The organism is Micromonospora sp. RL09-050-HVF-A (assembly GCF_019374995.1).
In the GTDB taxonomy this organism is placed as follows: domain Bacteria; phylum Actinomycetota; class Actinomycetes; order Mycobacteriales; family Micromonosporaceae; genus Micromonospora; species Micromonospora antibiotica.
This window is the reverse complement of the sequence record NZ_JAGKQP010000002.1, coordinates 3,784,495-3,807,412: the sequence shown is the minus strand read 5'-3', so window position 1 is coordinate 3,807,412 and position 22,918 is coordinate 3,784,495. Positions and strand designations below refer to the sequence as shown.

At 72.7% G+C, this 22,918-nt stretch carries 24 protein-coding genes; 12 read left to right on the top strand and 12 right to left on the bottom strand.

Going from position 1 to position 22,918, the window contains the following annotated elements:
- Positions 1 to 154 precede the first annotated feature (154 nt).
- The 3 genes from J7462_RS16590 to J7462_RS16580 form a co-directional block, all read right to left on the bottom strand.
- The gene (locus tag J7462_RS16590) at positions 155 to 880 is read right to left on the bottom strand and encodes a methyltransferase domain-containing protein (RefSeq protein WP_219464845.1); all 726 of its coding nucleotides are present in this window, start codon (positions 878 to 880) and stop codon (positions 155 to 157) included.
- A 185-nt stretch (positions 881 to 1,065) separates the two neighbouring features.
- Positions 1,066 to 1,380, bottom strand: coding sequence for a hypothetical protein (locus J7462_RS16585; RefSeq protein ID WP_208568292.1), 315 nt, complete (start codon positions 1,378 to 1,380; stop codon positions 1,066 to 1,068).
- Positions 1,381 to 1,417: 37 nt separating this feature from the next.
- The gene (locus tag J7462_RS16580) at positions 1,418 to 3,055 is read right to left on the bottom strand and encodes an ABC-F family ATP-binding cassette domain-containing protein (protein ID WP_219464844.1); all 1,638 of its coding nucleotides are present in this window, start codon (positions 3,053 to 3,055) and stop codon (positions 1,418 to 1,420) included.
- Positions 3,056 to 3,457: 402 nt separating this feature from the next.
- On the opposite strand from J7462_RS16580, the gene J7462_RS16575 reads away from it, so the two are divergent.
- A complete protein-coding gene (locus J7462_RS16575; RefSeq protein ID WP_219464843.1) occupies positions 3,458 to 4,228 on the top strand; it encodes an ROK family protein in 771 nt (256 codons plus the stop codon).
- Between the two features lie 92 nt (positions 4,229 to 4,320).
- The gene (locus J7462_RS16570) at positions 4,321 to 4,689 is read left to right on the top strand and encodes a M48 family metallopeptidase (RefSeq protein ID WP_088644718.1); all 369 of its coding nucleotides are present in this window, start codon (positions 4,321 to 4,323) and stop codon (positions 4,687 to 4,689) included.
- A 31-nt stretch (positions 4,690 to 4,720) separates the two neighbouring features.
- On the opposite strand, the gene J7462_RS16565 is transcribed toward J7462_RS16570, so the two are convergent.
- Positions 4,721 to 4,891 (bottom strand): hypothetical protein, encoded by a 171-nt coding sequence (locus J7462_RS16565; protein ID WP_255597752.1) that lies wholly within the window; start codon positions 4,889 to 4,891, stop codon positions 4,721 to 4,723.
- Between the two features lie 238 nt (positions 4,892 to 5,129).
- Here J7462_RS16565 and J7462_RS16560 point away from each other — a divergent pair, with 238 nt between their 5' ends.
- Both J7462_RS16560 and J7462_RS16555 read left to right on the top strand, forming a co-directional pair.
- On the top strand, positions 5,130 to 5,324 hold the full coding sequence (locus tag J7462_RS16560; protein WP_205789268.1) for an AlpA family transcriptional regulator: 195 nt from the start codon (positions 5,130 to 5,132) through the stop codon (positions 5,322 to 5,324).
- A gap of 68 nt (positions 5,325 to 5,392) precedes the next feature.
- Entirely contained in the window at positions 5,393 to 5,647 is a 255-nt protein-coding gene (locus tag J7462_RS16555; RefSeq protein ID WP_067315484.1) for a Smr/MutS family protein, read from the top strand.
- Positions 5,648 to 5,653: 6 nt separating this feature from the next.
- Here the strand turns inward: J7462_RS16555 and J7462_RS16550 are convergent, their stop codons facing one another.
- From J7462_RS16550 to J7462_RS16525, 6 genes are all read right to left on the bottom strand, one after another.
- Positions 5,654 to 5,917, bottom strand: a complete 264-nt coding sequence (locus J7462_RS16550; RefSeq protein ID WP_219464841.1) for a type II toxin-antitoxin system RelE/ParE family toxin — start codon at positions 5,915 to 5,917, stop codon at positions 5,654 to 5,656.
- Positions 5,914 to 6,294, bottom strand: a complete 381-nt coding sequence (locus J7462_RS16545; protein ID WP_219464840.1) for a hypothetical protein — start codon at positions 6,292 to 6,294, stop codon at positions 5,914 to 5,916. The genes J7462_RS16550 and J7462_RS16545 overlap by 4 nt, the downstream gene beginning before the upstream one ends.
- Before the next feature lie 119 nt (positions 6,295 to 6,413).
- The gene (locus J7462_RS16540) at positions 6,414 to 6,863 is read right to left on the bottom strand and encodes a GNAT family N-acetyltransferase (RefSeq protein WP_204924793.1); all 450 of its coding nucleotides are present in this window, start codon (positions 6,861 to 6,863) and stop codon (positions 6,414 to 6,416) included.
- A gap of 63 nt (positions 6,864 to 6,926) precedes the next feature.
- On the bottom strand, positions 6,927 to 7,268 hold the full coding sequence (locus J7462_RS16535) for a type II toxin-antitoxin system HicB family antitoxin (RefSeq protein ID WP_145923058.1): 342 nt from the start codon (positions 7,266 to 7,268) through the stop codon (positions 6,927 to 6,929).
- Positions 7,268 to 7,483 carry a toxin HicA gene (locus tag J7462_RS16530; protein WP_219464839.1) on the bottom strand — a complete coding sequence of 72 codons (216 nt, stop codon included), beginning with the start codon at positions 7,481 to 7,483 and terminating at the stop codon, positions 7,268 to 7,270. The genes J7462_RS16535 and J7462_RS16530 overlap by 1 nt, the downstream gene beginning before the upstream one ends.
- Before the next feature lie 82 nt (positions 7,484 to 7,565).
- Positions 7,566 to 9,962 carry a M28 family peptidase gene (locus J7462_RS16525; RefSeq protein ID WP_219464837.1) on the bottom strand — a complete coding sequence of 799 codons (2,397 nt, stop codon included), beginning with the start codon at positions 9,960 to 9,962 and terminating at the stop codon, positions 7,566 to 7,568.
- Positions 9,963 to 10,203: 241 nt separating this feature from the next.
- Between J7462_RS16525 and J7462_RS16520 the strand changes: the two genes are divergently transcribed.
- The 7 genes from J7462_RS16520 to J7462_RS16490 all read left to right on the top strand — a co-directional run bounded on the left by J7462_RS16520 (position 10,204) and on the right by J7462_RS16490 (position 19,231).
- On the top strand, positions 10,204 to 11,448 hold the full coding sequence (locus tag J7462_RS16520) for a PP2C family protein-serine/threonine phosphatase (protein WP_219464835.1): 1,245 nt from the start codon (positions 10,204 to 10,206) through the stop codon (positions 11,446 to 11,448).
- Positions 11,445 to 13,319: an ATP-binding protein gene (locus tag J7462_RS16515; RefSeq protein WP_219464834.1), complete on the top strand. Its 1,875-nt coding sequence runs from the start codon at positions 11,445 to 11,447 to the stop codon at positions 13,317 to 13,319. Before J7462_RS16520 ends, J7462_RS16515 begins: the two co-directional genes overlap by 4 nt.
- A complete protein-coding gene (locus tag J7462_RS16510; protein WP_067310481.1) occupies positions 13,316 to 13,768 on the top strand; it encodes a response regulator in 453 nt (150 codons plus the stop codon). Before J7462_RS16515 ends, J7462_RS16510 begins: the two co-directional genes overlap by 4 nt.
- Complete coding sequence (locus J7462_RS16505; RefSeq protein ID WP_219464833.1) at positions 13,761 to 14,567, top strand: inositol monophosphatase family protein; 807 nt, start codon at positions 13,761 to 13,763, stop codon at positions 14,565 to 14,567. The genes J7462_RS16510 and J7462_RS16505 overlap by 8 nt, the downstream gene beginning before the upstream one ends.
- A gap of 354 nt (positions 14,568 to 14,921) precedes the next feature.
- Positions 14,922 to 15,935, top strand: a complete 1,014-nt coding sequence (locus tag J7462_RS16500; RefSeq protein WP_219464832.1) for a hypothetical protein — start codon at positions 14,922 to 14,924, stop codon at positions 15,933 to 15,935.
- Positions 15,936 to 15,971: 36 nt separating this feature from the next.
- On the top strand, positions 15,972 to 17,525 hold the full coding sequence (locus J7462_RS16495) for a fused MFS/spermidine synthase (RefSeq protein WP_219464831.1): 1,554 nt from the start codon (positions 15,972 to 15,974) through the stop codon (positions 17,523 to 17,525).
- A 71-nt stretch (positions 17,526 to 17,596) separates the two neighbouring features.
- On the top strand, positions 17,597 to 19,231 hold the full coding sequence (locus J7462_RS16490; RefSeq protein WP_219464830.1) for a serine/threonine-protein kinase: 1,635 nt from the start codon (positions 17,597 to 17,599) through the stop codon (positions 19,229 to 19,231).
- Positions 19,232 to 19,398: 167 nt separating this feature from the next.
- Here J7462_RS16490 and J7462_RS16485 read toward each other — a convergent pair whose 3' ends face one another.
- Together J7462_RS16485 and J7462_RS16480 are read right to left on the bottom strand one after the other, a co-directional pair.
- Positions 19,399 to 20,067 carry a TrkA family potassium uptake protein gene (locus J7462_RS16485; RefSeq protein ID WP_244252651.1) on the bottom strand — a complete coding sequence of 223 codons (669 nt, stop codon included), beginning with the start codon at positions 20,065 to 20,067 and terminating at the stop codon, positions 19,399 to 19,401.
- Positions 20,057 to 21,391 carry a TrkH family potassium uptake protein gene (locus J7462_RS16480; RefSeq protein ID WP_219464829.1) on the bottom strand — a complete coding sequence of 445 codons (1,335 nt, stop codon included), beginning with the start codon at positions 21,389 to 21,391 and terminating at the stop codon, positions 20,057 to 20,059. Before J7462_RS16480 ends, J7462_RS16485 begins: the two co-directional genes overlap by 11 nt.
- 216 nt (positions 21,392 to 21,607) lie before the next feature.
- Here J7462_RS16480 and J7462_RS16475 point away from each other — a divergent pair, with 216 nt between their 5' ends.
- Positions 21,608 to 22,729: a glycerophosphodiester phosphodiesterase gene (locus J7462_RS16475; protein ID WP_219464826.1), complete on the top strand. Its 1,122-nt coding sequence runs from the start codon at positions 21,608 to 21,610 to the stop codon at positions 22,727 to 22,729.
- Positions 22,730 to 22,918: the final 189 nt, after the last annotated feature.

Genomic DNA, 22,918 nt, shown 5'->3' with positions numbered 1-22,918 from the left:
TCGGCCGAACCTGCCGTCCGGGCCGAACCTGCCGTCCGGGCCGAACCTGCCGTCCGGGCCGAACCTGCCGGCTGGGCCGGACCGGTCCGCTGAGGCCGGATCTGCCCGTTGGGCAGGAACGGGCCGCTGGCCGGAGCCGTGGCCCGGCCGGCTGTCAGTCGAAGAAGCGGGCCAGGTGGGCCGGTGCCGGCGGTGGGGCGTCGGCGGGCAGCGGGGTCAGATCGGCGAAGATGGACGCGCCGTCGCAGCCGGCGTGCAGCGGATGCCAGCGCGGGGTGCCCGGCGGGCGCTGACCGCAGACCCCCTTGATCGTCTGTACGTCCAGCAGCCGGACGTGGGTCGGGTCCGCCACCGCGTTGACGTGCCCCCACCAGGGGCTCATCACGTGCAGCACGCCACCCGGGCGGAGCACCCGGTGGCACTCGTCCAGCAGCGGCAGGAAGTCGATCAGGTGCTCCAGGATGTGCACGGTGAAGATGACGTCGACGGAGTCGTCGGCCAGCGGCAGCGACCCGGACAGGTCCGCCACCGCGTCCACCCCGGGGGCCGGGAAGATGTCCAACCCCAGGTTCGTCGGGTACTGCTTCTGGCCGCCGCAGCCCAGGTCCACCACCACCGGGTCCCGGCCGTCGACCCGCACCCGCCCCCACACGCCGTACACCCCGGCCAGCCGGCCGACCAGCTCGCGGACCAGCCGCAACTGATCCGGTTCGGCCACCTCCCCGCTCAGGTGGGCGACCCCCCGGTCGAACCGCACCTCGACGGGGAGCCCACGTAACCGCTCGTCGTGGCGGGCCTGCTCGGCCCAGGCCGCTTCGAGGAACCCGTCGAGCGCCCGCAGCCGTTCGGCCGAGGGCGGTGCCTGCGCCAACGCGACCATGGCCACCTCCCGCCGGCCGTTACCCGCTCTCCGGTCCCGCACACCAGTCGCCGCCAACTCTCGCCGCTCTGCTGCCCATCGCCGCTCTGCTGCCCATCGCCGAGCCGGTGCCCGGGGCGGACCCCACCGTGACCGTGACCGTCCAGCCGGGCGATGGCTCCGCGCGCGGAGCGCGTACCCGTGGGTCAGCCGCCGGTGCGGCGGGTGGGCCGGCCGACGGCCCGGATGCGCTGCCGGGGCGCACCGGCCGCCTTCGGCCGCTTGAGGTGGTAACGGTGCAGCTCGTTGTGGCCCTCCAGGGACGGGTCCTCGCTCATCCCGACAAGTTCCCAGCCCTGGTCACCGGCCCGGTTCAGGTGCGCCAGCGCGGTGTCGCCGTAGGCGGTCACGTCGGTCATCGAGCCGTCCGGGCCGTACCAGACGAAGACGACCTCCCAGCTGAGGTCGGAGGCGGTCGGCTGGCGACGGCGCACCAGCAGCGCGTACTCCCATCTGAGCATGACCCATTGTCACCCGGCGGTCGTCGGGCGGCACGGATCAGTCCTCGGCGATCCGCCCGTCGGCGACCCGCAGCCGCCGGTGCACGCTGACCGCCTCCAGCATCCGCCGGTCGTGGGTGACCAGCAGCAGCGTCCCCGGATAGCCGGCCAACGCCGACTCCAACTGCTCGATGGCCGGCAGGTCGAGGTGGTTGGTCGGCTCGTCGAGCACCAGCAGGTTGACCCCCCGGCCCTGCAGCAGCGCCAGCGCCGCCCGGGTCCGCTCGCCCGGCGACAGCGTCGCCGCCGGCCGCAGCACGTGCGCGGCCCGCAGACCGAACTTGGCCAGCAGCGTCCGCGCATCCGCCGGTGCCATCTCCGGTACGGCGGCCCCGAACGCCTCCAGTAGCGGCTGGTCGCCGAGGAACAGCCCCCGGGCCTGGTCCACCTCGCCGACCACCACCCCCGGCCCGAGCGCGGCGTGCCCGGCGTCGAGCGGCAGCCGACCCAGCAGCGCGCCGAGCAGGGTGGTCTTGCCGGAACCGTTCGCCCCGGTGATCGCCACCCGGTCGGCCCAGTCGATCTGGAGGTTCACCGGCCCCAGGGTGAAGTCGCCCCGGCGGACCACCGCGTCGCGCAGCGAGGCCACCACCGCACCGGCCCGGGGCGCGGCGGCGATCTCCATCCGCAGCTCCCACTCCTTGCGGGGCTCCTCGACCACGTCGAGGCGTTCGATCAGCCGCTCGGTCTGCTTCGCCTTGGCCGCCTGCTTCTCCGTCGCCTCGGCCCGGAACTTCCGGCCGATCTTGTCGTTGTCGGTGGCCTTGCGGCGGGCGTTCTTGACACCCTTCTCCATCCAGGCCCGCTGGGTGCGGGCGCGGTTCTCCAACGCGGCCCGGGTGTCGGCGTACTCCTCGAAGTCGGCGCGGGCGTGCCGGCGGGCCACTTCCCGCTCCTCCAGGTAGGCGCCGTAACCGCCGCCGTAGTGCCGCACCTGCTGCTGCACGAGGTCCAGCTCCAGCACCCGGGTCACCGTCCGGGTCAGGAACTCCCGGTCGTGGCTGACCAGCACCGTGCCGGCACGCAGGCCGGTGACGAACCGTTCCAGCCGGTCCAGACCGGCCAGGTCCAGGTCGTTGGTGGGCTCGTCGAGCAGGAAGACGTCGTACCGGCTGAGCAGCAGCGAGGCCAGCCCGGCGCGGGCCGCCTGACCACCGGACAGGCCGGTCATCGGGTGGTCCAGGTCGACCGTCAGTCCCAACTCCGAGGCGACCTGCTCGGCGCGTTCCTCCAGGTCCGCCCCGCCGAGGTCGAGCCACCGCTCCAACGCCCCGGCGTACGCGTCGTCAGCCCCGGCCGTGCCTGCGGTGAGCGCCTCGGCGGCGGCGTCCAGGGCCGTCTGCGCCCCGGTCACCCCGGTCCGGCGGGCCAGGAAGTCGCGGACCGTCTCGCCCGCCCGCCGTTCCGTCTCCTGCGGCAGGTAGCCCACCGAGGCCCCCGGCGGGCTCAGCGTGAGGCTGCCCTCCTCCACCGGCTGCACCCCGGCCAGCGTGCGCAGCAGCGTCGACTTGCCCGCCCCGTTGACCCCGACCAGCCCCACCACGTCCCCGGGTGCGACCACCAGGTCGAGGTCACTGAAGAGCATCCGCTCCCCGTGCCCGGCGGCAAGTCCTTTGGCGATCATCGTGGCGCTCATGAGGCCCCGAGCCTATCGCCCGTCGATCCGGGCGGGGACGCCACGCGGCCCGGCCCACGTCGGGCCCGCCTGCCGGCCTCGGTGGCCGGCCCACTGCCCGGCCCACTGCCGCCCCGGCTGCCGGCCCACTGCCGCCTCGGTGGCCGGTCCGGGGCCGCCCGGGTGGGGGTGCTCTGTGCGGGGATGGCGGTCCATGCGTGCGCCAGATTGTGGAGAGTTCTTGCGGCTATGGCGACAAGAACTCTCCACAATCCTGGGCTCCCGCCGATCACCGCCACCCGTCACCATCGTCGTCAGGTCTCCCGGGCCGGCGGCGGGTCGGCGGGTCGGGCTGCCGGCCCCGGTCGGCGGAAGGTGGGGGAGGGGCGGGAGGAACGGGTGCGGGTGGGGCAAGGTGGGGGTGTGGGACTGACGTTGGCGATCGACTGCGGGGGCGGCGGCATCAAGGGATCGGTGCTGGACGGGGGTGGCAACCTGCGGGCACCGGTGATCCGGGTGGACACCCCGTACCCGTTGCCGCCCGAGTTGTTCGTCAAGACGCTGCTGGAGCTGGCCGGGCGGCTGCCCTCGGCCGACCGGGTCACGGTGGGGATGCCGGGCATGATCCGGCACGGGGTCGTGGTGGCCACGCCGCACTACGTGACCCGCTCCGGGCCGCGCAGCCGCGTCGACCCCGATCTGCTCGCCGAGTGGTCCGGGTACGACGCGCGGCGGGCGGTCACCGAGGCGTTCGGGATGCCGGCGCTGGTGCTCAACGACGCCGAGGTGCACGGTGCGGGGGTGGTCGCCGGCACCGGCTGCGAGCTGGTGCTGACCCTCGGCACCGGGCTGGGCAGCGCGCTGTTCGACGGCGGGCGGCTCGCCCCGCACCTGGAGCTGTCGCACGCCCCGGTCCGCTGGGGCACCACCTACGACACGTACGTGGGGGAGCCGGAGCGGCGGCGGCTCGGCGACGCCTTCTGGTCCCGGCGCATCCGGCAGGTGGTGGACGGGCTGCGCCCGGTGTTCCGCTGGGACCGGCTCTATCTCGGTGGCGGCAACTCGCGGCTGATCCGGCCCGAGCAGGTGGCCCGGATGGGCGACGACGTGGTGATCGTGCCCAACACGGCCGGAATCGTCGGCGGTGTCCGGGCCTGGCAGTTGACCGGCGAACGGGACGACCCGGCCTCCTGAGCCACAAGTCCACCCCCAGGAACACTCGCGGTACGCCCGGTGTTGTGCCAGCGTCGGAGCAATGGCGACGTGACGCGAGGGGGTGGGTCGGGATGGATCTTCTGGCGGAGTACCGACGGGCGACCATGTACTTCGAGATGGGTGACCCGAGCGGAGCGGTCCGGCTGCTGGAGCCGATCGTGGCGGCCGAGCCCGGCAACTCCTCCGTACGTCAGCTGCTGGCCCGGGCGTACTTCCAGACCGCCCAGCTCGGCCGCGCCGAGGAGCAGTTGCGGGAGCTGGTCGACCGGGACCCCAGCGACCACTACGCCCACCACGTGCTGGGCCGGACGCTGGAGCGGCTCAACCGCTACCCGGACGCGTTGCGGCACCTGCGCATCGCGGCGGCCATGCACTCGACCAACGACGACTACGTGACCGCGCTGCGCCGGGTGGAGAGCCGGGTCGGCAACGGTCGCTGAGTCCTGATCACGCCGGGCCGGGGGCGGGTTCCTACCCTTCTCCCGGCCCGGGTCCGCGTCTGGTCCAGGCCAGGAACCTGTCGAACAGCTCCGCCGGGGCCGGGACGGCGTTCGGGTTGAGGGTGACCAGGTCGCCGGTGGCGTCGTACAGCCGCCCGGCCATGTAGACGGACAGCCCGACGCGGTCCCCCCGGTAGTCCATGGTCAGCATCAGGCGGGCGGGCTGACACGGCCAGGGGGCGGCGCATACCCGGCACAACCAGAGAGGCCGCATCGGTACGTGTGGCCGCACGGCCCCGCCGGGGCGGGCATGCACCCGGGAAACGTTCAGCGGTTTCACCGTCTCAGAGTGGCCGCTACGCTACCCCCTAGTCAAGGCCCTAGTAGGGTGTCGCCCAACTAGGGCCTCGCCCAGTGGGGACGTGTCTAGCCTCCCGTTCATGGGCCGGAATCTCATGGGCGCGTACGAGATCCGGATGAGGCTGGGCGTGAGCAGGCAACGCGTCGAGCAGTTGATGAAGCGCCCCGACTGGCCGAAGCCCTATGAGTCGCTCGCCACCGGTCGGATCTGGCGTACCGAGGACATCGAGGCCTGGATCCGCGAGCACCGGCCGAACCTGCCCGACGAAGCCTGAGCCTCGCCCCGACGCCTGTCGGCCTACGATGGGCCTGCCATGGCGGCTGCGCAGGTGGGGGAGGCGGGATGAAGCTCAAGCTGGACCTGCACGACATCTTCAACAAGGGTCACGACATCGACCGTGCCCTGCGCGGGATCATGGACGAGGCGGTGGCGAAGAAGGCCACCCTGGTCGAGATCATCCCCGGTAAGGGGTCCGGCCAGCTCAAGAAGAAGGTGCTGCGCTTCCTCGATCAGAAGGACGTCAAGCAGCTCTATCACCGGGTCGAGAAGGACTCCAAGAACTTCGGCCGCCTCTTCGTCCACTTCCGCTGGAAGTGACGTTCCCTAAAAGGACCGGTACACCTCTCTGCGGTGAGCGATTCGCACGACTGCGATCAGGACCTGGTCGTCCAGGATCAGGTAGACGATCCGGAAATCACCCACCCGGATTCGCCACTTGGTATCCCCACCGGACAGCTTCACGCAGCCAGCAGGCCGAGGGTCGACTGCCAGCTGATCGATCGCGTTACCGATGCGGACCTGGGTGGAGCGATCAAGCTTGGCCAGTTCGCGCGCCGCAGCGTTGGTGAGCTCAACCTTCCATGTCACAGGTCCAGCTCCCGCTTGACCGCGCTCCACGGCTGCGTCGACTCACCAGCACGCATCGACGCCAGTGCGTCGTCGCACGCCTGGGCGTCCTCCTCGTTGATCACCTGTTCCATGATCTCGTCAAGCCGCGTCAGCTGCTCACGAGCCAAGGCGCGGGAAGCGTCCGTCCGGTTCGGGTTTCTGGCTATCGCTTCCAGCGACTGCCTGATCTTCTCCAGACCCTGCGGATCGAGCGACGTCGGTGGTCCCATCGCCGCCACCCGCTGCCCCTGGCGAGTCAGGTAGACGACGTTGCCTTCCTCAGCCGCCTCGACAGCTTCAGGCGGCGGACCGGCATGAGGCGGAACCTCATACTCGAACGCGTGTGCGGCGGTCATGAGGGTCATGTTAGCGCTGAAGAATCCCGCAGCCGGACAACCAGCTGAGGCGGTGTCGGCCAGGATCCGTCAGAGATTGACGCGGGCCGGCTGGGTGGCCCGTTCCCACATCAGCACTGTCAGAAATCCAGGACGGCGACCGTCTCCCCTTCGCTCTGCTCGCCGGTCGGCCGGAAGCCCAGCTTCAGATAGAAGCCCTCCGCCCCGCCCTCGCGGGGCACCCAGGTGACGTACGCCCGGTTGCCGCCCCGGGCGCGGATCTCCGCGCACACCGCCTCGACGGCGAACCGCCCGTAACCCTTGCCCTGGGCGTCGGCCGCGATGTTGAGTTTCCAGAGGCCGGACCGGACGTCATCGGGGTTGTCGCCCCACGCGTAGTCGAGGAAGGCCATCAGGAAGCCGACCAGCCGGTCGCCGTCGAAGATCAGCCTCGGCCAGGCGATGTCCGGGAAGACGTATGCCTCGGCCAGTGACTTGACCACCGGCCCGACCAGATCCTCCTGATCGGGGCGCACCGACAGCTTGAGCGCTGCCTCGTAGTTCTCCGGGGTGACCTTCTCCAGCCGCATCCTGCGGACCGTAGTCCACCCCGCCGGCGCTGGCGACCGGTTATCCGGGCCATCCCGCCCTGTTCAGGCAGCCGACAGCTTCCGTACGACGTACTGGTTGAGGCTCATCCCGTCTTCTGCGGCATGGATGGCCAACTCGCGGTGAAGGCTTTCGCCGACGCGCACGTTGAACTTGCCCGAGTAGCTCCGATCGGCAAACGGCTCCGGTACTTCCTCGCCCTGCTGCTCCAGGTCCGCGACCACCTCGCTCAGCAGGTCCTGAAGCCCTTGCAGGGCTTCGATCTGAGAGGGGGCCAGCCAGGACAGCGAGGGAAACTCGGCGCAGGTGGCGACGAACTCGTTGTCCTGGGCCGACCACGTGACGCGATAGGAGTAGTGACTCACCTCGGGGCGAACATCCTGCATCACAAGGCCTCCTTCTTCTCGATCGCCTTGAGAACCTGCCGTACCTGGTACGCCTTGGCTTTGCCTTTGTCGTTCTGAATGTTCACGAGTGGGTCTCCGGCCCACGGCATCTTGAACACCGCGTGCGAGGTGCCGTCCTGCCGCGGCTTCCCGAAGTAGTGCTCGCACACCCGCTTCAGGTCGTTGTAGGCGACGCCCTGAGGGTTGGTTCGCATCGCTTCCATGATTCGACTTACCGAAGACACACGCTCGATGGTACTACCGGCAGTGCTATCGGCCAACGCTTCAGGCGCGACGTCAGAACGGGTAGGTGCGGGCGACCGCAAGCATCTCCGAGGTGTGCGACCCGACCACCCCCACCCCCGCCGGCCGCTTCCGGAACCCCGGCAGACCCTCCAGCCCGTCGCTCGCGTCCATCGCCCGCAGCGCCACCTTGGCTGCCCGGGGCCGCACGGTCAGGGTGATCTCGACGCCCTCCGCTGGCGGGGCGTGGAACACGATCCCGAAGCCCCACCGGTCGAGCGAAGCCTCCTCGACGCCCGGCTGCCGCCCGACCGGCACCTCACGCCCGGCCACCTCGGCCCGGGTCACCTCGGCGGTGGTCGCGTCGACGTGCAGGGTGGCCAGCCTCACCGTCCGTTGGGGGAGCAGCCGCAGCCGCAGGGTGCGCAGTCCACCGGCGGTGGTGTCCGCCAGCACCTGCACCGTCGGCGCGGGCAGGTTCGCCGCCGGTGCCTGGCCGCCGCGCAGGTCCGGATCGCCCAGGCCGGGGAAGCCGTCGATCTTGGCGGGGCCGTCGACGTACCCGTCGGTCCACGGCTGCGGGTCGGATTCCCGGGTGAGCCACTGCGCCTCGTTGGTGTCGGCGTCCAGGGCGTACATCAGGTGGGTGGGGACCGGGTGGTCGGCGTCGAAACGGTCGACCGCCAGGCCGACCCCGGCGAACACCGTGGCGGCGAGCGCGGCGGCGACGGCCGGCAGCGCGCCGAGCCGGCGGGCGCGGGCGGCGACCAGGCCGCGCTGGCCGCCGGCGGCCGGGTGCAGCAGGTCGAGCACCGGCAGCGCGGCCAGCCCCAGCAGCACCGCGAACAGCGCCGCGACCCCGCCCATCGCCATCCCCAGCGCGGGGAAGAGCAGCACCACCGTGGGCAGCAGGATCACCACGGCGACCGCGCCGGCCAGGGTCACCGCGACCACCGGCCACGGGCCGTCGATCCGGGTGCGCAGCGCCACCAGGCCGGCGAGCGCCCCGGCCAGCGCCGGCAGGGTGGCCAGGTAGGCACCGCCGGGCACCAGCGCGGCCAGCACCACCCCGAGCAGGGCCAGCCAGCCCAGCCCGCCGACGGCCAGCGCGGCCGGGCCGGCCCAGCGGCGGGCCAGCGCGTACCAGGCGAGCAGGATCGTGGCGGCGAGCGCCACCACCGCCAGCCGGTACCAGACCGGCCGGTACGGGTCGAGCAGCTCGGCGTAGCCGGGGCGCAGTGCGGTGATCCCCGCCCAGAGCAGTTGGGCGGCGACCGGGGCGGCCACGACCGGCACCAGCGCCAGCCCGAACCCGGCGAACAGGCGACCGGTCCCGGCCCGGCCGGTGCGCCGGACCAGCCAGCCCAGGGCCAGCACCCCGAGCACCGCCAGGGCGGCCAGCGGCCAGGTCAGCCAGCCGGGGTAGCGGACCAGCCCGCCCGGCACCGGGAAGTAGCTGGCGTCGTGGCCTGCGCGCAGCGCCGTCAGGTCGGTGCGGCCGAACTCCCGGGCCAGCCCGAGCGCGTTGTCGCCGTGCATCTGGAGGCTGCCCCGGTCCATCGCCGCCGGGGTGTCCAGCGGGGTGTGGTAGATCGCGCCCCCGTCGATGTAGGCCGAGTTCAGCCCGACGAAGTCGTTGTCGAGGAACGCGGTGAAGTCGGTGTCGTTGGGCAGCGCCCGATAGATCTCCACGGCGAACGAGGTGCCCACCGGGTGCGGGGCGCCCCGGCCGAAGGCGGCCACCAGCTCGGCGTTGTTCCGGGACGTCTCGAACATGATCACCGGCCCGGTGGAGCCCCGGGCCTCCAGGTTGAGCACCACCCCGCCGTCGGCGGCGAGCGGGTGGCTGGCCGCGAACGCCGCGGCGCCGCACAGGCACGCCTCCTCGGCGTCGGTCAGCACGAACACGACGTCGTTGCGGGGGCGGGGGCCGGCGGCCAGCGCGCGGGCCACCTCCAACACGGTGGAGGTGCCGGCCGCGTCGTCGTTGCCACCCGGGCCGGTCTGCACCGAGTCGTAGTGCGCCACCAGGAAGACCCGGCCGGTGGAGGCGGTGCCGGGCAGCCGGGCCACCACGTTGCGGACCCGGGCGACGGTGGCCCCGCCGGCCGCCCCGCTGAGCTGCCCGGCCTCCGGGGCGACGGTGTCCTGCACCTCGGTCTCCAGGCCCAGCCCGCGCAGCGCCCCGACCAGGTGCTCGCGGACCTGGTCGTTGGCGGCGCTGCCGGCCGGGTGCGGGCGTTGCGCCACCGTCTGCACGGTCCGGTAGGCCCGCCCGGCGCTGAACTCGCCGGCCGGGGCGTCCGCCGGTCGGGGCGTCGGGGTGGCCAGGGTGACCAGCATCGCGGCACCCACCGCGACCAGCGCCAGCAGGGCGGCCAGGGCGGCGAGCGGACGACGCCGGGGCCGGGCCAGCGCCCGGTCGGCGGCGGAGACGGGGGGTGCGCCCACGGGAACTCCTCGGGGGGTGGTGCGGGGGTGGGGATCATCCTGCCCCGGCGGGGCGCAGCCGGGGCGTACCGGAACCGAACCGTGACGCGCCGCGCCGACTGGACGCTCACCTGGTGACGACCCTGCCTGGGTACGCCCGGACCGGACGGACCGTGTTGTGTGCGACCGTTGTCTAATACAGGATCAGCAGGGCACTCGGAAGGAGCCCGACATCACCAGCGAACTCCCGCGTCTCGCGGCGGTGACCCGGTCGCACCGGGGGCCTGGCCTGGCCGGGTCCTCCGTCGCGCCGTACCCGCACGGCGGGCTCGGGCCCCACCCCAACCTGCCGCCGGGTGAACGGCTGCGGGTGCTGCTGGTCGAGGACGACGAGGGCGACGCCTTCCTGGTCGGCGAGCTGCTCGCCGAGACCAACTCGATGATCGACCTGCTGGTCGCCACCAGCCTCAGCGAGGCCCGGCGGCGCATCGCCGGCGTCGACTGCGTCCTGCTCGACCTCGGGCTGCCCGACGCGCAGGGCCTCGACGGGCTGCGCCGGGTGCTGGAGATGTCCAGCGGCGCGGCGGTCTGCGTGCTGACCGGCCGCTCCGACGAGCACCTCGGCATCGTCGCGGTCGCCGAGGGCGCCCAGGACTACCTGGTCAAGGGGCAGGTCGACGGGGTGCTGCTGACCCGTGCCCTGCGCTACGCGGTGGAACGCAAACGGGCCGACGAGAACGCCCGCCGGCTGCGCGAGGTCGAGCTGCGCCAGGCCGAGTCGGCCCGCCTGGAACGGGGCCTGCTGCCCCAGCCGCTGATGACCACCGACGAGGTGGCGGTGCACACCTTCTACCGGCCGGGCCGGCACGCGGCGCTGATCGGCGGGGACTTCTTCGACGTGGTGCAGACCCAGCCGGACCGGGTCGACCTGATCGTCGGCGACGTCTGCGGACACGGGGTGGACGAGGCCGCGCTCGGCGTCGAACTGCGGGTCGCCTGGCGGGCGTTGATCCTGGCCCGGGTGCCCGACGACGAGGTGCTGCCCGCCCTGGAACAGGTGCTGATGAGCGAGCGCCGGCTCCAGGAGATCTTCGCCACCGTCGCCACCGTCCGACTCGACCTGGCCGCCAACCGGGCCACCGTCCGGCTGGCCGGTCACCCGCCGCCGCTGCTGCTGTCCGGCGGCAAGGTCGCGCCCGTCCCGGCCCGTGGGGGCCTGCTGCTCGGCGTACGACCCCGCCGTCCCGTCGCGTTCGACCTGGAGTTCGACACCGATGACTGGTCCCTGTTGATGTACACCGACGGCCTGATCGAGGGGCGGGTGGGTGACGGCGACGACCGGTTGGACGTCGACGGGCTGACCGGTCTGCTCCAGGAGCGCGCCAACCACGCCGTGCCGCTGTCCGAGCTGCCCGCCTGGCTGGTCGGGCGGGCCGAGCAGATCAACGGGGGGCCGCTCGCCGACGACGTCGCCATGCTGCTGGTCAGCCGGGGCGGTGGCCGGTGAACACGTACCACCGGGGGTGGACCCTGCGTCGTCGGGTGCTGGCGTTGCTGGCCGTGGTCGGCGTGCTGCTGGTCGGGCTGGCCGTGGCCGAGGCGGTGGTGGCGGCGAAGAACCGCGCCTACACCGACGCCGTGCTCACCCGCACCGGCCCGCTTCGGGTGCAGGGGCAGGAGCTGCTCAACGCACTGCTCGACCAGGAGACCGGCATCCGGGGGTACGCGGTCAGCGGCAACCGTGCCGACCTGGCCCCGTACGAGCAGGGGGTGCGGCAGGAGCGTGACGTGGCCGCCACGATCGCCGACCTGAGCCGTGACTACCCGGCGGTCGCCGGTGCGCTGCGCACCGCGCAGCAGCAGGCGGCGGACTGGCGGCGGACGGTGGCCGAGCCGGTGATCGCGACCACCGGGAGCAGCGGCACGGCCGCCGGCCAGGCGTTGATCACCGCCCAGGCCCGGCAGGAGTTCGACCAGATCCGGGCGTCGGTGGGTGACCTCCAGACGGCGATCCTGGCCGAGCGGGAGAAGGGTGCTCGGGACATCGAGCGGACCGGCAACATGCTGGTGATGCTGCTGATCGTCGCGGCGGTGGTGGTGGTGCTCGCCGGCACCCTGATGCTGCTCTCCCTGGAGCGGATGGTGATCCGGCCGCTGACCGGCCTGGCCCAGCAGGTGCGGGAGGTCGCCGCCGGTGACTACCAGCACCACATCGCCGGGACGGGGCCGCCGGAGTTCCGTCGGCTCGCCGACGACGTGGACGTGATGCGGCAGAAGATCGCGAAGGACCTGGCGGAGGTGCGGGCCGCCCGGGAGAACATCGAGTGGGTCAACAGCCAGTTGCAGAAGCAGGCCGAGGAGCTGACCCGCTCCAACCGTGACCTGGAGCAGTTCGCCTACGTCGCCTCGCACGACCTGCAGGAGCCGTTGCGCAAGGTGGCCAGCTTCTGCCAGCTGCTCCAGCGGCGGTACGCGGGGCAGCTCGACGAGCGGGCCGACCAGTACATCGCGTTCGCCGTCGACGGCGCGCAGCGGATGCAGCGCCTGATCAACGACCTGTTGGCGTTCTCCCGGATCGGCCGGCTCACCACCGGTTTCGTCGACGTCGACCTCAACCGGACGATGGGCGACGTGGCCAGCCAGACCGAGCCGGGCCGGCAGTACGCCGACGCCGAGCTGACCTGGGGCGAGCTGCCGGTGATCCGGGGCGAGGAGCCGCTGCTCACCAACCTGCTGGTCAACCTGGTCAGCAACTCGGTGAAGTTCCGCCGCCCGGACGTCACGCCGAAGGTGCGGGTCTCGGCCCGGTTGGTCGACGCCGAGTGGGAGATCACCTGCGAGGACAACGGCATCGGCATCGAGCCCGAGTTCGCCGACAAGATTTTCGTGATCTTTCAGCGGTTGCACGCCAAGGACGCCTACCCGGGCACCGGCATCGGCCTGGCCATCGTCAAGAAGATCGTCGAATATCACGGCGGTCGGGTCTGGGTGGACACCGACCGGGCCGAGGGGACCGCGATCCGGTTCACCCTCCCGGCCCGGCCGGAGGACGTCGAGGCGGCGAAGGCCGCCGCCGAGGCGGGCCCGGCGGCGGCAACCGGTGCGGACGCCCCGGCAGGGCCCGACGGGGACGCCACGGTGACGCCCGAGGGAGACGCCCCGGCAGGATCCGACGGTGACGCCACGGCAGCGCCCGACGGGGACGGCGCGGCGACGACGTCCGACGACGACGCGTCCCGCCCGGCCGGGGGGACGCCCGCGCCGGCGGACCGGCCGATCCCGGTCGGCCGACAGTCGGGCGGCACGCAGGACGAGGACCCACCCGGCGGGCCGCCGGGGCACGGCACCACGGGTGGCACGAAGGAGGGGGTGGGATGACCGCGCCGGCGGACGGCAAGAGCCCGATCGAGGTCCTGCTGGTCGAGGACGATCCGGGTGACGTGCTGATGACCCAGGAGGCATTCGAGGAGCACAAGCTCCGCAACCGGCTGACCGTCGTCTCCGACGGCGCCGAGGCGCTGGCCTACCTGCGGCGCGAGGGCCGGTACGCGGACGCGGTGACCCCGGACCTGATCCTGCTCGACCTGAACCTGCCGCGCCGCGACGGCCGGGAGGTGCTGGAGGAGATCAAGAACGACGAGCAACTGCGCCGCATCCCGGTGGTGGTGCTCACCACCTCCCAGGCCGACGAGGACATCCTGCGCAGCTACCAGTTGCACGCCAACGCCTACGTGACCAAGCCGGTGGACTTCGAACGTTTCATCTCGGTGGTCCGTCAGATCGACGAGTTCTTCGTCAGCGTGGTGAAGCTGCCGCCTCGTGGCTGACCAACTGCTCGCCGACGTCGGCACGCTGCTGCGGGAGACCGCGGCGGACGTGGTGTTGCCGCTGTTCCGCAAGCTGGACGACGCCGACGTCACCGAGAAGGCACCGGGTGACCTGGTCACCGTCGCCGACCAGCGGGCCGAGGAGCGGATCTCGGCGGAGTTGCGCCGACTGCTGCCGGGGTCGCTGGTCGTCGGCGAGGAGGCGGTGGCCGCGGACGGGTCGTTGCTGCGGCACCTGCGCGGCGGCGGCGACGTGTGGGTGGTCGATCCGGTCGACGGTACGGGCAACTTCGCCGCCGGCCGTCGGCCGTTCGCGCTGATGGTGGCCCTGCTCACCGACGGTGAGCCGGTCGCCTCGTGGGTGTTCGACCCGCTGGCGGAGACGATGGCCGTGGCCCGGGCCGGGGCGGGGACCCGGTTGGACGGCCGGCCGGTACGCAAGACCCCGGTCGTGCCGCCGGAGCGGCTGCGGGGCACCGCGATGGTCCAGTACCTGCCCCGGGCCACCCGGGACCGGGTGGCGGCGGGCGAGGGCCGGATCGGGGAGCTGCTCGCGGGCCAGCACTGCGCCGGCCGGGAGTACCTCGACCTGCTCACCGGTGACCAGCAGTTCGTCATGTTCTGGCGGACCCTGCCCTGGGACCATGTGCCCGGTGCGTTGCTGGTCCGCGAGGCGGGTGGGGTGGCCCGCCGGTTCGACGGCACCGACTACCACCCGGCCGACGACGGGCACGGGCTGCTGGTCGCCTCCGACGAGCAGACCTGGCACGAGGTCCGCGCCGCGCTGCTCGGCGACTGACCGCCCGCCGCCTGCACGTTCGTGGGTGCCGGTCGGTGGACCGGCCGGCCGGCGTGCGGGTCGCCGGGCGTGGGACGGACGGGCCGCCCGGCCGGTGTGGCGGGGGTCGGTCGAGCCGGGCGGTGGGCCGTCCCCGGGGGGCGGCTGAGGGATCGACGAGATGGACTCTCGGCGACGGGCTCGGCACGCCGTGTCGAGCGTTGCTGTCCGGTGTCGTCACGGGCCTGGTCACCGGGCGTGATTGCGGTAGTGTGACCGGCGGTCTCCGCCCCCAGGCCGCCAACCGGGGCCGGCGGGACCGCCGCCGTACCGGCCCTGTGGCGGGCGTCGGCGGCAGAGGGAAGGACAACCTCCGTGCCCAGGACCAGCCTGACCCGGCCACGCGTGCGTCGGCCGTTGACCGTGCTGCTCGTCGCACTGGCGCTGCTGCTCGGTGTCGGCGCGGTGCCCGCCTCGGCGGAGCCCGGTGAGGGTGGCACCAAGCAGCTCAAGGATGCGCTGACGGCGGCGGCGAAGGGGCACATCGAGGCCAAGGCCAAGCTGGACAGCTCCAAGCGGCGGCAGACCGCGCTGGCCGCCGAGCTGAAGGTGATCGAGGGCCGGTTGGGTGAGCTGACCGCCCAGGTGGGCGAGGTGGCCGCGCAGTCCTACCGGGTGGGCCGGTTGACGCCGACGTCGATGCTGCTCAACACGGCAAGCCCGGAGGCGTTCCTCAAGCGGGCCGCCGACCTGGACATGATGGCCCAGCGGGACGGCAAGCAGCTCCGCGCGCTCGCCGAGGCCCGGCACGCAGCCGCCCAGGCCACCCTCGACATCAACGCCGAGGTCCGCGAGCAGCAGAAGCAGCTCGCCACGCTGGCGAAGAAGAAGCGGGACGCCGAGCGTGCCCTGGCCACCGTCAGCTCGGGCAGCAGCGCCGGCTTCAGCGGCGGGTCGAGTTCGGCCGCGCCGGCCCCGCGCAACTCCGACGGGTCGTGGCCGGGCGAGTCGTGTTCGGTGAACGACCCGACCACCTCCGGTTGCATCACCCCGCGCACCCTGCACGCCATGCAGCAGGCCAAGGCCGCCGGATACAAGCGGTTCGTGTCCTGCCACCGCAGTGGCGGGGGCGGCGAGCACCCGAAGGGCCGGGCCTGCGACTTCTCGGCCGCCACCAGTGGCTTCAAGGACGAGACGGCCACCGGCGGGGACAAGGCGTACGGCGACAGCCTGGCCAACTACTTCAAGAACAACGCCAACCGGCTCGGCGTGCTCTACGTGATCTGGTACCGGCAGATCTGGATGCCGAACACGGGTTGGCGGGCGTACAGCGGGTCGGGCAGCCCGGCCGCCGACCACACAAACCATGTTCATCTTTCGATGTACTGACCGTCCGGCCCAGGAACGGGACGTAGCATCGCGACGGTGAGCAGCTCATCGTCCGACGTCGTGACCGCTCCGACGCCTCCCGCGCCGGTTTCCTCCCGCGCCCTGCCCAACGGGCTCGCCGCGTTCCTGGTCTTCTTCTCCAGTGGTGCGGTGCTGGTGTTGGAGACGGTCTCGTTGCGCCTCGTCGGCCCGTACGTCGGGGTGACCCTCCAGGTGACCAGCTCGGTGATCGGCATCGCGTTGGCCGCCATCGCGTACGGGGCGTGGACGGGCGGCTGGCTGGCCGACCGGCGGGACCCGCGCGGGCTGCTCGCCCCGGCGCTGATCCTGGCCGGCATCGCCGCCGCCGTCACCCTGCCCGTGGTCCGGTACGCCGGTGAACTGCTGCGCGGCGGTGCGGTCAGCGGCATCCTGCTGCTCACCGCGTTGGCCGTGTTCGTGCCGGCGGCGCTGCTGTCGGCGGTCACCCCGCTGGTGGTGAAGCTGCAACTGGCCGACCTGCGGCGCACCGGTCAGGTCGTCGGGCGGCTGTCCGGCATCGGCACCCTCGGCGGCATCACCGCCACCCTGTTCACCGGGTTCGTACTGGTGGCGGCGCTGCCCAGCACCGTCATCCTGATCGGGCTGGCGGCGGCGCTCGGGGTGGTCGGGCTGGCGCTCGGGGTCTACCTGCGCCGGCAGGAGGCGGCGGGGTTGCCCGGTCCGGCCCGGCTGAAGGCCACCCTGGCGGTGCTCGGGTTGGTCGCGGCGGGGCTGAGCGCGGTCGCACCGAACCCGTGCGACGTGGAGACCGCATACCACTGCGCCCGGGTGGAGCGTGATCCGGCCCGCGACGGTGGGCGCACCCTCTACCTCAACTCGGCCCAGCACTCGTACGTCGACCTGGACGACCCGACCCACCTGGAGTACGAGTACACCCAGTGGATCGGCGCGGTCGCCGACGTGGCCGCCCCGAAGGGGCAGCGGCTGGACGCGCTGCACCTGGGCGGGGGCGGGTTCACCATGCCCCGCTACCTGAGCGCCACCCGGCCGGGCACCGACAACGTGGTCTTCGAGATCGACGGCGAACTGGTCGAGCTGGACCGGCGCGAGTTGGGCGTCCGCACCGGGCCGGGGCTGCGGGCGGCGGTGGGCGACGCCCGGATGCTGGTCGGTGGGGAGCCGGCGGACAGCCGGGACCTGGTCGTCGGGGACGCCTTCGGGCACCTGGTGGTGCCGTGGCACCTGGCCACCCGGGAGATGGCGGCGGAGGTCGACCGGGTGTTGCGCCCCGGCGGGATCTACGTGCAGAACGTCATCGACTACCCGCCGGGCCGGTTCATCCGCTCGGAGCTGGCCACGGTGGCCGCCGAGTTCGAGCACGTGGCGCTGGTCGCGCCGCCGGAGGCGATCGCCGGGCGGCAGGGCAGCAACTTCCTCATCGTCGCCTCGGACGCGCCGCTGCCGCTGGACGCGCTGCGGACCCGGCTGGGCACCGTGGCGAAGATCCCCGACATGGTCGCCGGCAGCGAGGTGACCCGGTTCGTCGACGGGGCGCTGGTGTTGACCGACGACTACGCCCCGGTGGACCAACTGCTCGCGACCGCCTGATCGGGTGACTTTCCTGACCGATTACGACCATCGAGGTGTAGGTCGGGCCGTCCCGGGCAACTCGGTCGACCATGGGTGCAGGAGTCCGGAACGCAGCCCAGCTCCTCGGTGAGCGGTACCGGCTGATCGAGCAGCTCGGCGCGGGCGGCATGTCCGTGGTGTGGCGCGGCTACGACCAGGTGCTGGGCCGGCAGGTCGCGGTGAAGGTGCTCGCCTCCCGGCTGGCCACCGACCGGGCCTTCCGGCACCGGATCAGGATCGAGGCGCAGGCCGCCGCGCGGCTCTGCCACCCCAACATCACCAACGTGTACGACTACGGCGAGTCCGAGCAGGTCGGGCTGACCGTGCCGTACGTGGTGATGGAGCTGGTGGACGGCGGTCCGCTCACCGCGCGGCTCGGCCGCGACGGGCAGCTGCCCTGGCGGGAGGCGGTGACCATCGGGGCCGAGGTGACCTCGGCACTGGCCACCGCGCACGCCCGGGGGGTGGTGCACCGCGACGTCACCCCCGGCAACGTCATGTTGACCGGGACCGGGGTGAAGGTGGTCGACTTCGGCATCTCGGCGTTGGTCGGCGAGAGCGAGAAAGGGCCGGACGGCACCCTGCTCGGCACCCCCGCCTACCTCGCCCCGGAGCGCCTCGACAACGGCCAGGTCTCCCCGGCCACCGACGTGTACGCCGTCGGGCTGCTGCTCTACCGGATGCTCACCGGAAGGCTGCCCTGGCAGGCCAGCACCACTACCCAGATGCTGCGGGCGCACATGTACCACGACCCGGAGCCGATGCCCCCGGTACGTGGGCTCCCCGACGAGGTGGTCGAGCTGGTCGGCCGCTGCCTGGCCAAACGCCCGGAGGACCGGCCGGCGACCTCGGAGGTGGCGCGTACCCTCGCCTCGGCGGCCGGGATGGTCGCGGCCGTGCCGGTGTCCCCGGCCCCCGGGCGGCTCGACCCGGCGTTGCTCGCCAACGCCGGCACCACGATCCTGCCCTGGTCGGCCGACACCGACGCGTTGCCCTTCTCGGGACGGACCCGGAGCCGCCGCGCCGCCACCCGCCGCCGCCGGATCGAGGCCGGGGTGGCCGCCGCGAGCCTCGTCGCCGTCACCGCGGCGATCTGGGGGGTGACCTCGCGCAGCCCGGCCAGCGGCGGCGTCGACCCGCCCACCGAGGCCCGGATGGGGTTGCCCGAGACCATCCCCTGCGAGGTCGAGTACGCGCTGCGCACCGACTCCGGCAAGGACTTCGCCGCCCAGCTCACGCTGACCAACACCGGTCCCCGGGAACTGCGGGACTGGACGGTGAGCTTCGCCTTCCCCGGCCAGCAGGTCGTCACCGGGCCCACGCCCCAGGTGCGCCAGGAGGGGCGTCTGGTCCGGGTCACCGCGGCGGCCGGCCGTGCCGCGCTGGCCCCGGGCGCGTCGGAGAAGCTCGCCCTGACCGGCCGGTACACCGGCGGCAACCCGTTGCCGTTGGAGTTCTCCGTCGGCGATTCGAGCTGCGGGGTGCGGGTCTCCGGGGTGGCCGGCAGCGCACCCGTGGTGAAGCCGCCGACGGTGAAGAAGCCGGCGGCGAAGAAACCGGCGAAGACGTCCGGCAAGGGTGGGTCCGGCGCGGCCGGCCCGGCGAAGCCCAAGCCGAAGTCCGAGAAGCCCGGCAAGGGGCCGGGCAAGGGGGCGGGTGCGGCCAAGGGAAAAGCGGGAAAGTGACGGGGAAGGGAGGCAAGGGCGCAGGTGGCGGCGGCCCGGGTGGCGGTCCCGGCAAGGGACACCGGGGCTGAGGCCGGGCACCGGCTCCGGGGCGTTGACCGGGGGTGCCGGCTCTGCGGCGGCGGCCGGGTGCTGCGGCCGGCCGGGTCGGCGGGCGGACGGTGCGGTCAGCGTAGGGCCGCGAACCGCTGCACCTGGGCGATCCCGCCCTCCACGACGAGGATGCTGCCCGGCCCGAGCACCGTGTCCGGGTCGGCGTACCGGAAGCGTTCCCCGGCCGGTTTCGCGCCGACCACCATCACCCCGTAGCGTTCCTGCACCGCCAGGTCCCGCAGCCGGTGACCGACCAGCGGCGGGGGGACCGGCACCTTGGCGATGGCGAAGTCGTCGCCGAACTCCATGAAGTCGAGCATCCGGCTGACGATCAGGTGGGCCACCCGTTCCCCCGTCTCCGCCTCGGGGAAGACCACGTGGTGGGCGCCGACCGAAGCCAGGATCTTCGCGTGCTTGCGGGAGGTGGCCCGCGCCCACACCTGCGGTACGCCCACCTCGGTCAACGCCAGCACGGTGAGCACGCTGGCCTCCACCGAGGCGCCGATGGCGACCACCACCCGGGAGAACTCGCCGACGCCGAGCTGCCGTAGTGCCTGCTCCTCGGTGGCGTCGGCCTGCACCACCCGGTCCAGCGACGCCGACCAGCGTTGCACCCGGTCGGGGTCGCGGTCCACGGCGAGCACCTGGTGGCCGAGCCGGGTCAACGCCCCGGCCAGGTGGCAGCCGAACCGGCCCAGCCCGATCACGGCGATGTCGCCGTCGCCCTCACCCCTAGCCGACAACGGGTTGCTCCTTCGGGTAGCGGTACAGCCGGTGCCGGGTGTTCAACGCGATCGCCGAGCCGAGGGTGAGCGGGCCGATCCGCCCGATGTACATCAGCACGGTCAGCACCAGTTGCCCCGACGCGGGCAGGTGCTGGGTGAGCCCGACGGTGAGGCCGGCGGTGCTGAACGCCGAGGTCACCTCGAACAGCGTCTCGTTGGCCCGGACGTCGGTGGTGAGCACGGTCAGGCCGAGCGTGCCGACCGTCACCAGTGCGACGCTGAGCAGCGCCACCGTCAGCGCCTGGCGTTGGCTGGCCACCGCGATCCGGCGGCGACCCACGGTGACGTCCGGCTCGCCGCGCAACTCCGCCCAGATGACGAAGCCGAGCAGAAAGAACGTGGAGACCTTGATCCCACCGGCGGTGCTGGCGCTGCCACCGCCGATGAACATCAGGGCGACGAGCAGCGGGTAACTCTCCTCGCGCAACGCGGCCACGCCGATCACGTCGAATCCGCCGGTACGGCTGAGCGCGACCTGGGTGAAGGTGGCGAGCAGCTTGCCCGGGGTGTCGTAGGTGCCGATGGTGAACGGGTTGTCCCACTCGGCGGCGAGCAGCCCGACGAACCCCACGGCCACCAGCACCACACTGCCCCAGATGGTCAGCTTGGTGGCCACCGCCCAACGGGCCGGCCGGCGGCGTCGGCGGAACGCCTCGAACAGCGCGGGGAAGCCCAGCCCGCCGACGATCGCACCGAACGCCAGCGGCAGCGCCACCCACGGATCACGGGCGAAACCGACCAGCCCGTCGGTGTAGAGGGTGAAGCCGCCGTTGTTGAACGCCTGGACCGAGTGGAACGTCCCCGACCACAGCGCCCGGCCCGGCGGGTAGTCGTAGGCGAGCCGGAGCCGGGCGGTCACCACCGCGGTCATCACCAGCTCGCAGCCGAGCACCGTGCCGGCGATGCGCATCAGTAGGCGACGCAGGTCGGCGGAGCCGTACTCGGCCGTCTCTGCCTGCACCAGCAGCCGGTTGCGCAGCCCGAGCTGCCGGGTGACCGCCAGGCTGACCAGGGCCGCACCGGTGAGGATGCCCAGCCCGCCGACCTGGGTGAGCACGGTGATCATCACCAGCCCGAACCCGTTCCAGTAGTTCGGGGTGTCGGTGACGGCCATGCCGGTGACCGAGACCGCCGAGGTGGCGGTGAACAGCGCGGTCACCAGCGGGGTGTAGCGGTGTTCGCTGGTGGCCCAGGGCAGCATCAGCAGGCCGGTGCCGATCGCGATCGTCACCAGGAAACCGAACGGCACCAGCCGGACGGGGTGACGAAGGAACCGGCGCACCACACAATCCTGTCGACTACGGCGCGACCGGGCCGGTGAATCGCGTATCCCGGGCCGGTGCCGGCTTCCGCGCTCGTCTCCCCGCAGGGTTCACCTGCCGGCCAGTCGACGACCAACTGGCGGTCAGCCGCGCCCGGTCTGCTGGCATCGCCCCATCGGCACCTGCCGGGGCGTCCCGGGCTTCGACCGGGGTGCCCCCCGACGAAGGAGACCGCGTTGCGACGTACCCTTTCCGCCCTCGGTGTGGCCGGCGCGCTGCTCGCCGTGGCCGTCGCCGTGCCCGGCGCGGCCTCGGCCCGCGAGGACGACGCCGACCGTGCGGACCGGGCCACCCACCGGCCCCTGGTGATCGGCCACCGGGGGGCCAGCGGCTACCGCCCGGAGCACACCCTGGAGGCGTACCGGCTGGCGATCCGGATGGGCGCCGACTACATCGAGCCGGACCTGGTCTCCACCCGGGACCGGGTGTTGGTCGCCCGGCACGAGAACGAGATCTCCGGTACGACCGACGTGGCGGCCCGCCCCGAGTTCGCTGGCCGCAAGGCCACCAAGACCATCGACGGGGTACCGGTCACCGGCTGGTTCACCGAGGACTTCACCCTGGCCGAGCTGAAGACGCTGCGGGCCAAGGAGCGGCTGCCCCAGGTGCGGGTGGCGAACACCGCCTTCGACGGCCGGTTCGAGGTGCCCACCTTCCAGGAGGTGCTGGACCTGGCCCGCGCCGAGTCCAAGGCGCGGGGCCGCACCATCGGCGTCTACCCGGAGACCAAGCACCCCAGCTACTTCGCCTCGATCGGGCTGCCCCTGGAGGAGCCGCTGGTCGCGGTGCTGCGCCGCAACAAGCTGACCCACCGCAACGACCCGGTCTTCATCCAGTCCTTCGAGACGGGCAACCTGCGCAAGCTCGACCGGATGATCGACGTGCCGCTGGTGCAGCTCCTCGACGCCACCGGCCAGCCGTACGACCTCGCCGCCGCCGGTGACCCGCGCACCTATCAGGACCTGGCGACCGCCGCCGGCCTGCGCGGGATCGCCCGGTACGCCGACGGGGTCGGCCTGAACAAGAACCTGATCGTCCCCCGGGACGCCACCGGGAAGCTGCTCGCCCCGACCACGGTGATCCGCGACGCGCACCGGCACCAGCTGGTGGTGCATGCCTGGACGTTCCGCGCCGAGAACCAGTTCCTCCCGGTCGACTTCCGGATCGGCACCGACCCGAACGCCCGGGGCGACATCACCGCCGAGTACGAACTCTTCCTCGGTCTCGGCCTGGACGGCGTCTTCGCCGACCAGCCGGACACCGCCGTCGCCGCCCGCGCCGGCCTGTCCACCCGCTGACCCGCCCGCTGACCCGCCCGCGCCCGGTCGGGTCCGGTCGGGTCCGGTCGGGCGCTTGATCAACTCAATGTCGCCGAGGTAGCGGTGTCCCGTCGCCCGGGACACCGCTACCTCGGCCCACGGGAGTGGATCAATCGCCCAGGCGCGATCCCGGACCGGCCAGGAGTCGCTCCGGCCGCGTACACCTGG

Excerpts from the sequence above, each read along its gene's own strand:
- J7462_RS16490 (WP_219464830.1), top strand. The coding sequence starts at position 17,597 with ATGGGTGCAGGAGTCCGGAACGCAGCCCAGCTCCTCGGTGAGCGGTAC.
- J7462_RS16580 (WP_219464844.1), bottom strand. The coding sequence starts at position 3,055 with ATGAGCGCCACGATGATCGCCAAAGGACTTGCCGCCGGGCACGGGGAG.
- J7462_RS16535 (WP_145923058.1), bottom strand. The coding sequence starts at position 7,268 with ATGCAGGATGTTCGCCCCGAGGTGAGTCACTACTCCTATCGCGTCACG.
- J7462_RS16540 (WP_204924793.1), bottom strand. The coding sequence starts at position 6,863 with ATGCGGCTGGAGAAGGTCACCCCGGAGAACTACGAGGCAGCGCTCAAG.
- J7462_RS16530 (WP_219464839.1), bottom strand. The coding sequence starts at position 7,483 with ATGCGAACCAACCCTCAGGGCGTCGCCTACAACGACCTGAAGCGGGTG.
- J7462_RS16585 (WP_208568292.1), bottom strand. The coding sequence starts at position 1,380 with ATGCTCAGATGGGAGTACGCGCTGCTGGTGCGCCGTCGCCAGCCGACC.
- J7462_RS16590 (WP_219464845.1), bottom strand. The coding sequence starts at position 880 with ATGGTCGCGTTGGCGCAGGCACCGCCCTCGGCCGAACGGCTGCGGGCG.
- J7462_RS16510 (WP_067310481.1), top strand. The coding sequence starts at position 13,316 with ATGACCGCGCCGGCGGACGGCAAGAGCCCGATCGAGGTCCTGCTGGTC.
- J7462_RS16570 (WP_088644718.1), top strand. The coding sequence starts at position 4,321 with ATGGATCTTCTGGCGGAGTACCGACGGGCGACCATGTACTTCGAGATG.
- J7462_RS16565 (WP_255597752.1), bottom strand. The coding sequence starts at position 4,891 with ATGGACTACCGGGGGGACCGCGTCGGGCTGTCCGTCTACATGGCCGGG.
- J7462_RS16555 (WP_067315484.1), top strand. The coding sequence starts at position 5,393 with ATGAAGCTCAAGCTGGACCTGCACGACATCTTCAACAAGGGTCACGAC.
- J7462_RS16560 (WP_205789268.1), top strand. The coding sequence starts at position 5,130 with ATGGGCCGGAATCTCATGGGCGCGTACGAGATCCGGATGAGGCTGGGC.
- J7462_RS16545 (WP_219464840.1), bottom strand. The coding sequence starts at position 6,294 with ATGACCGCCGCACACGCGTTCGAGTATGAGGTTCCGCCTCATGCCGGT.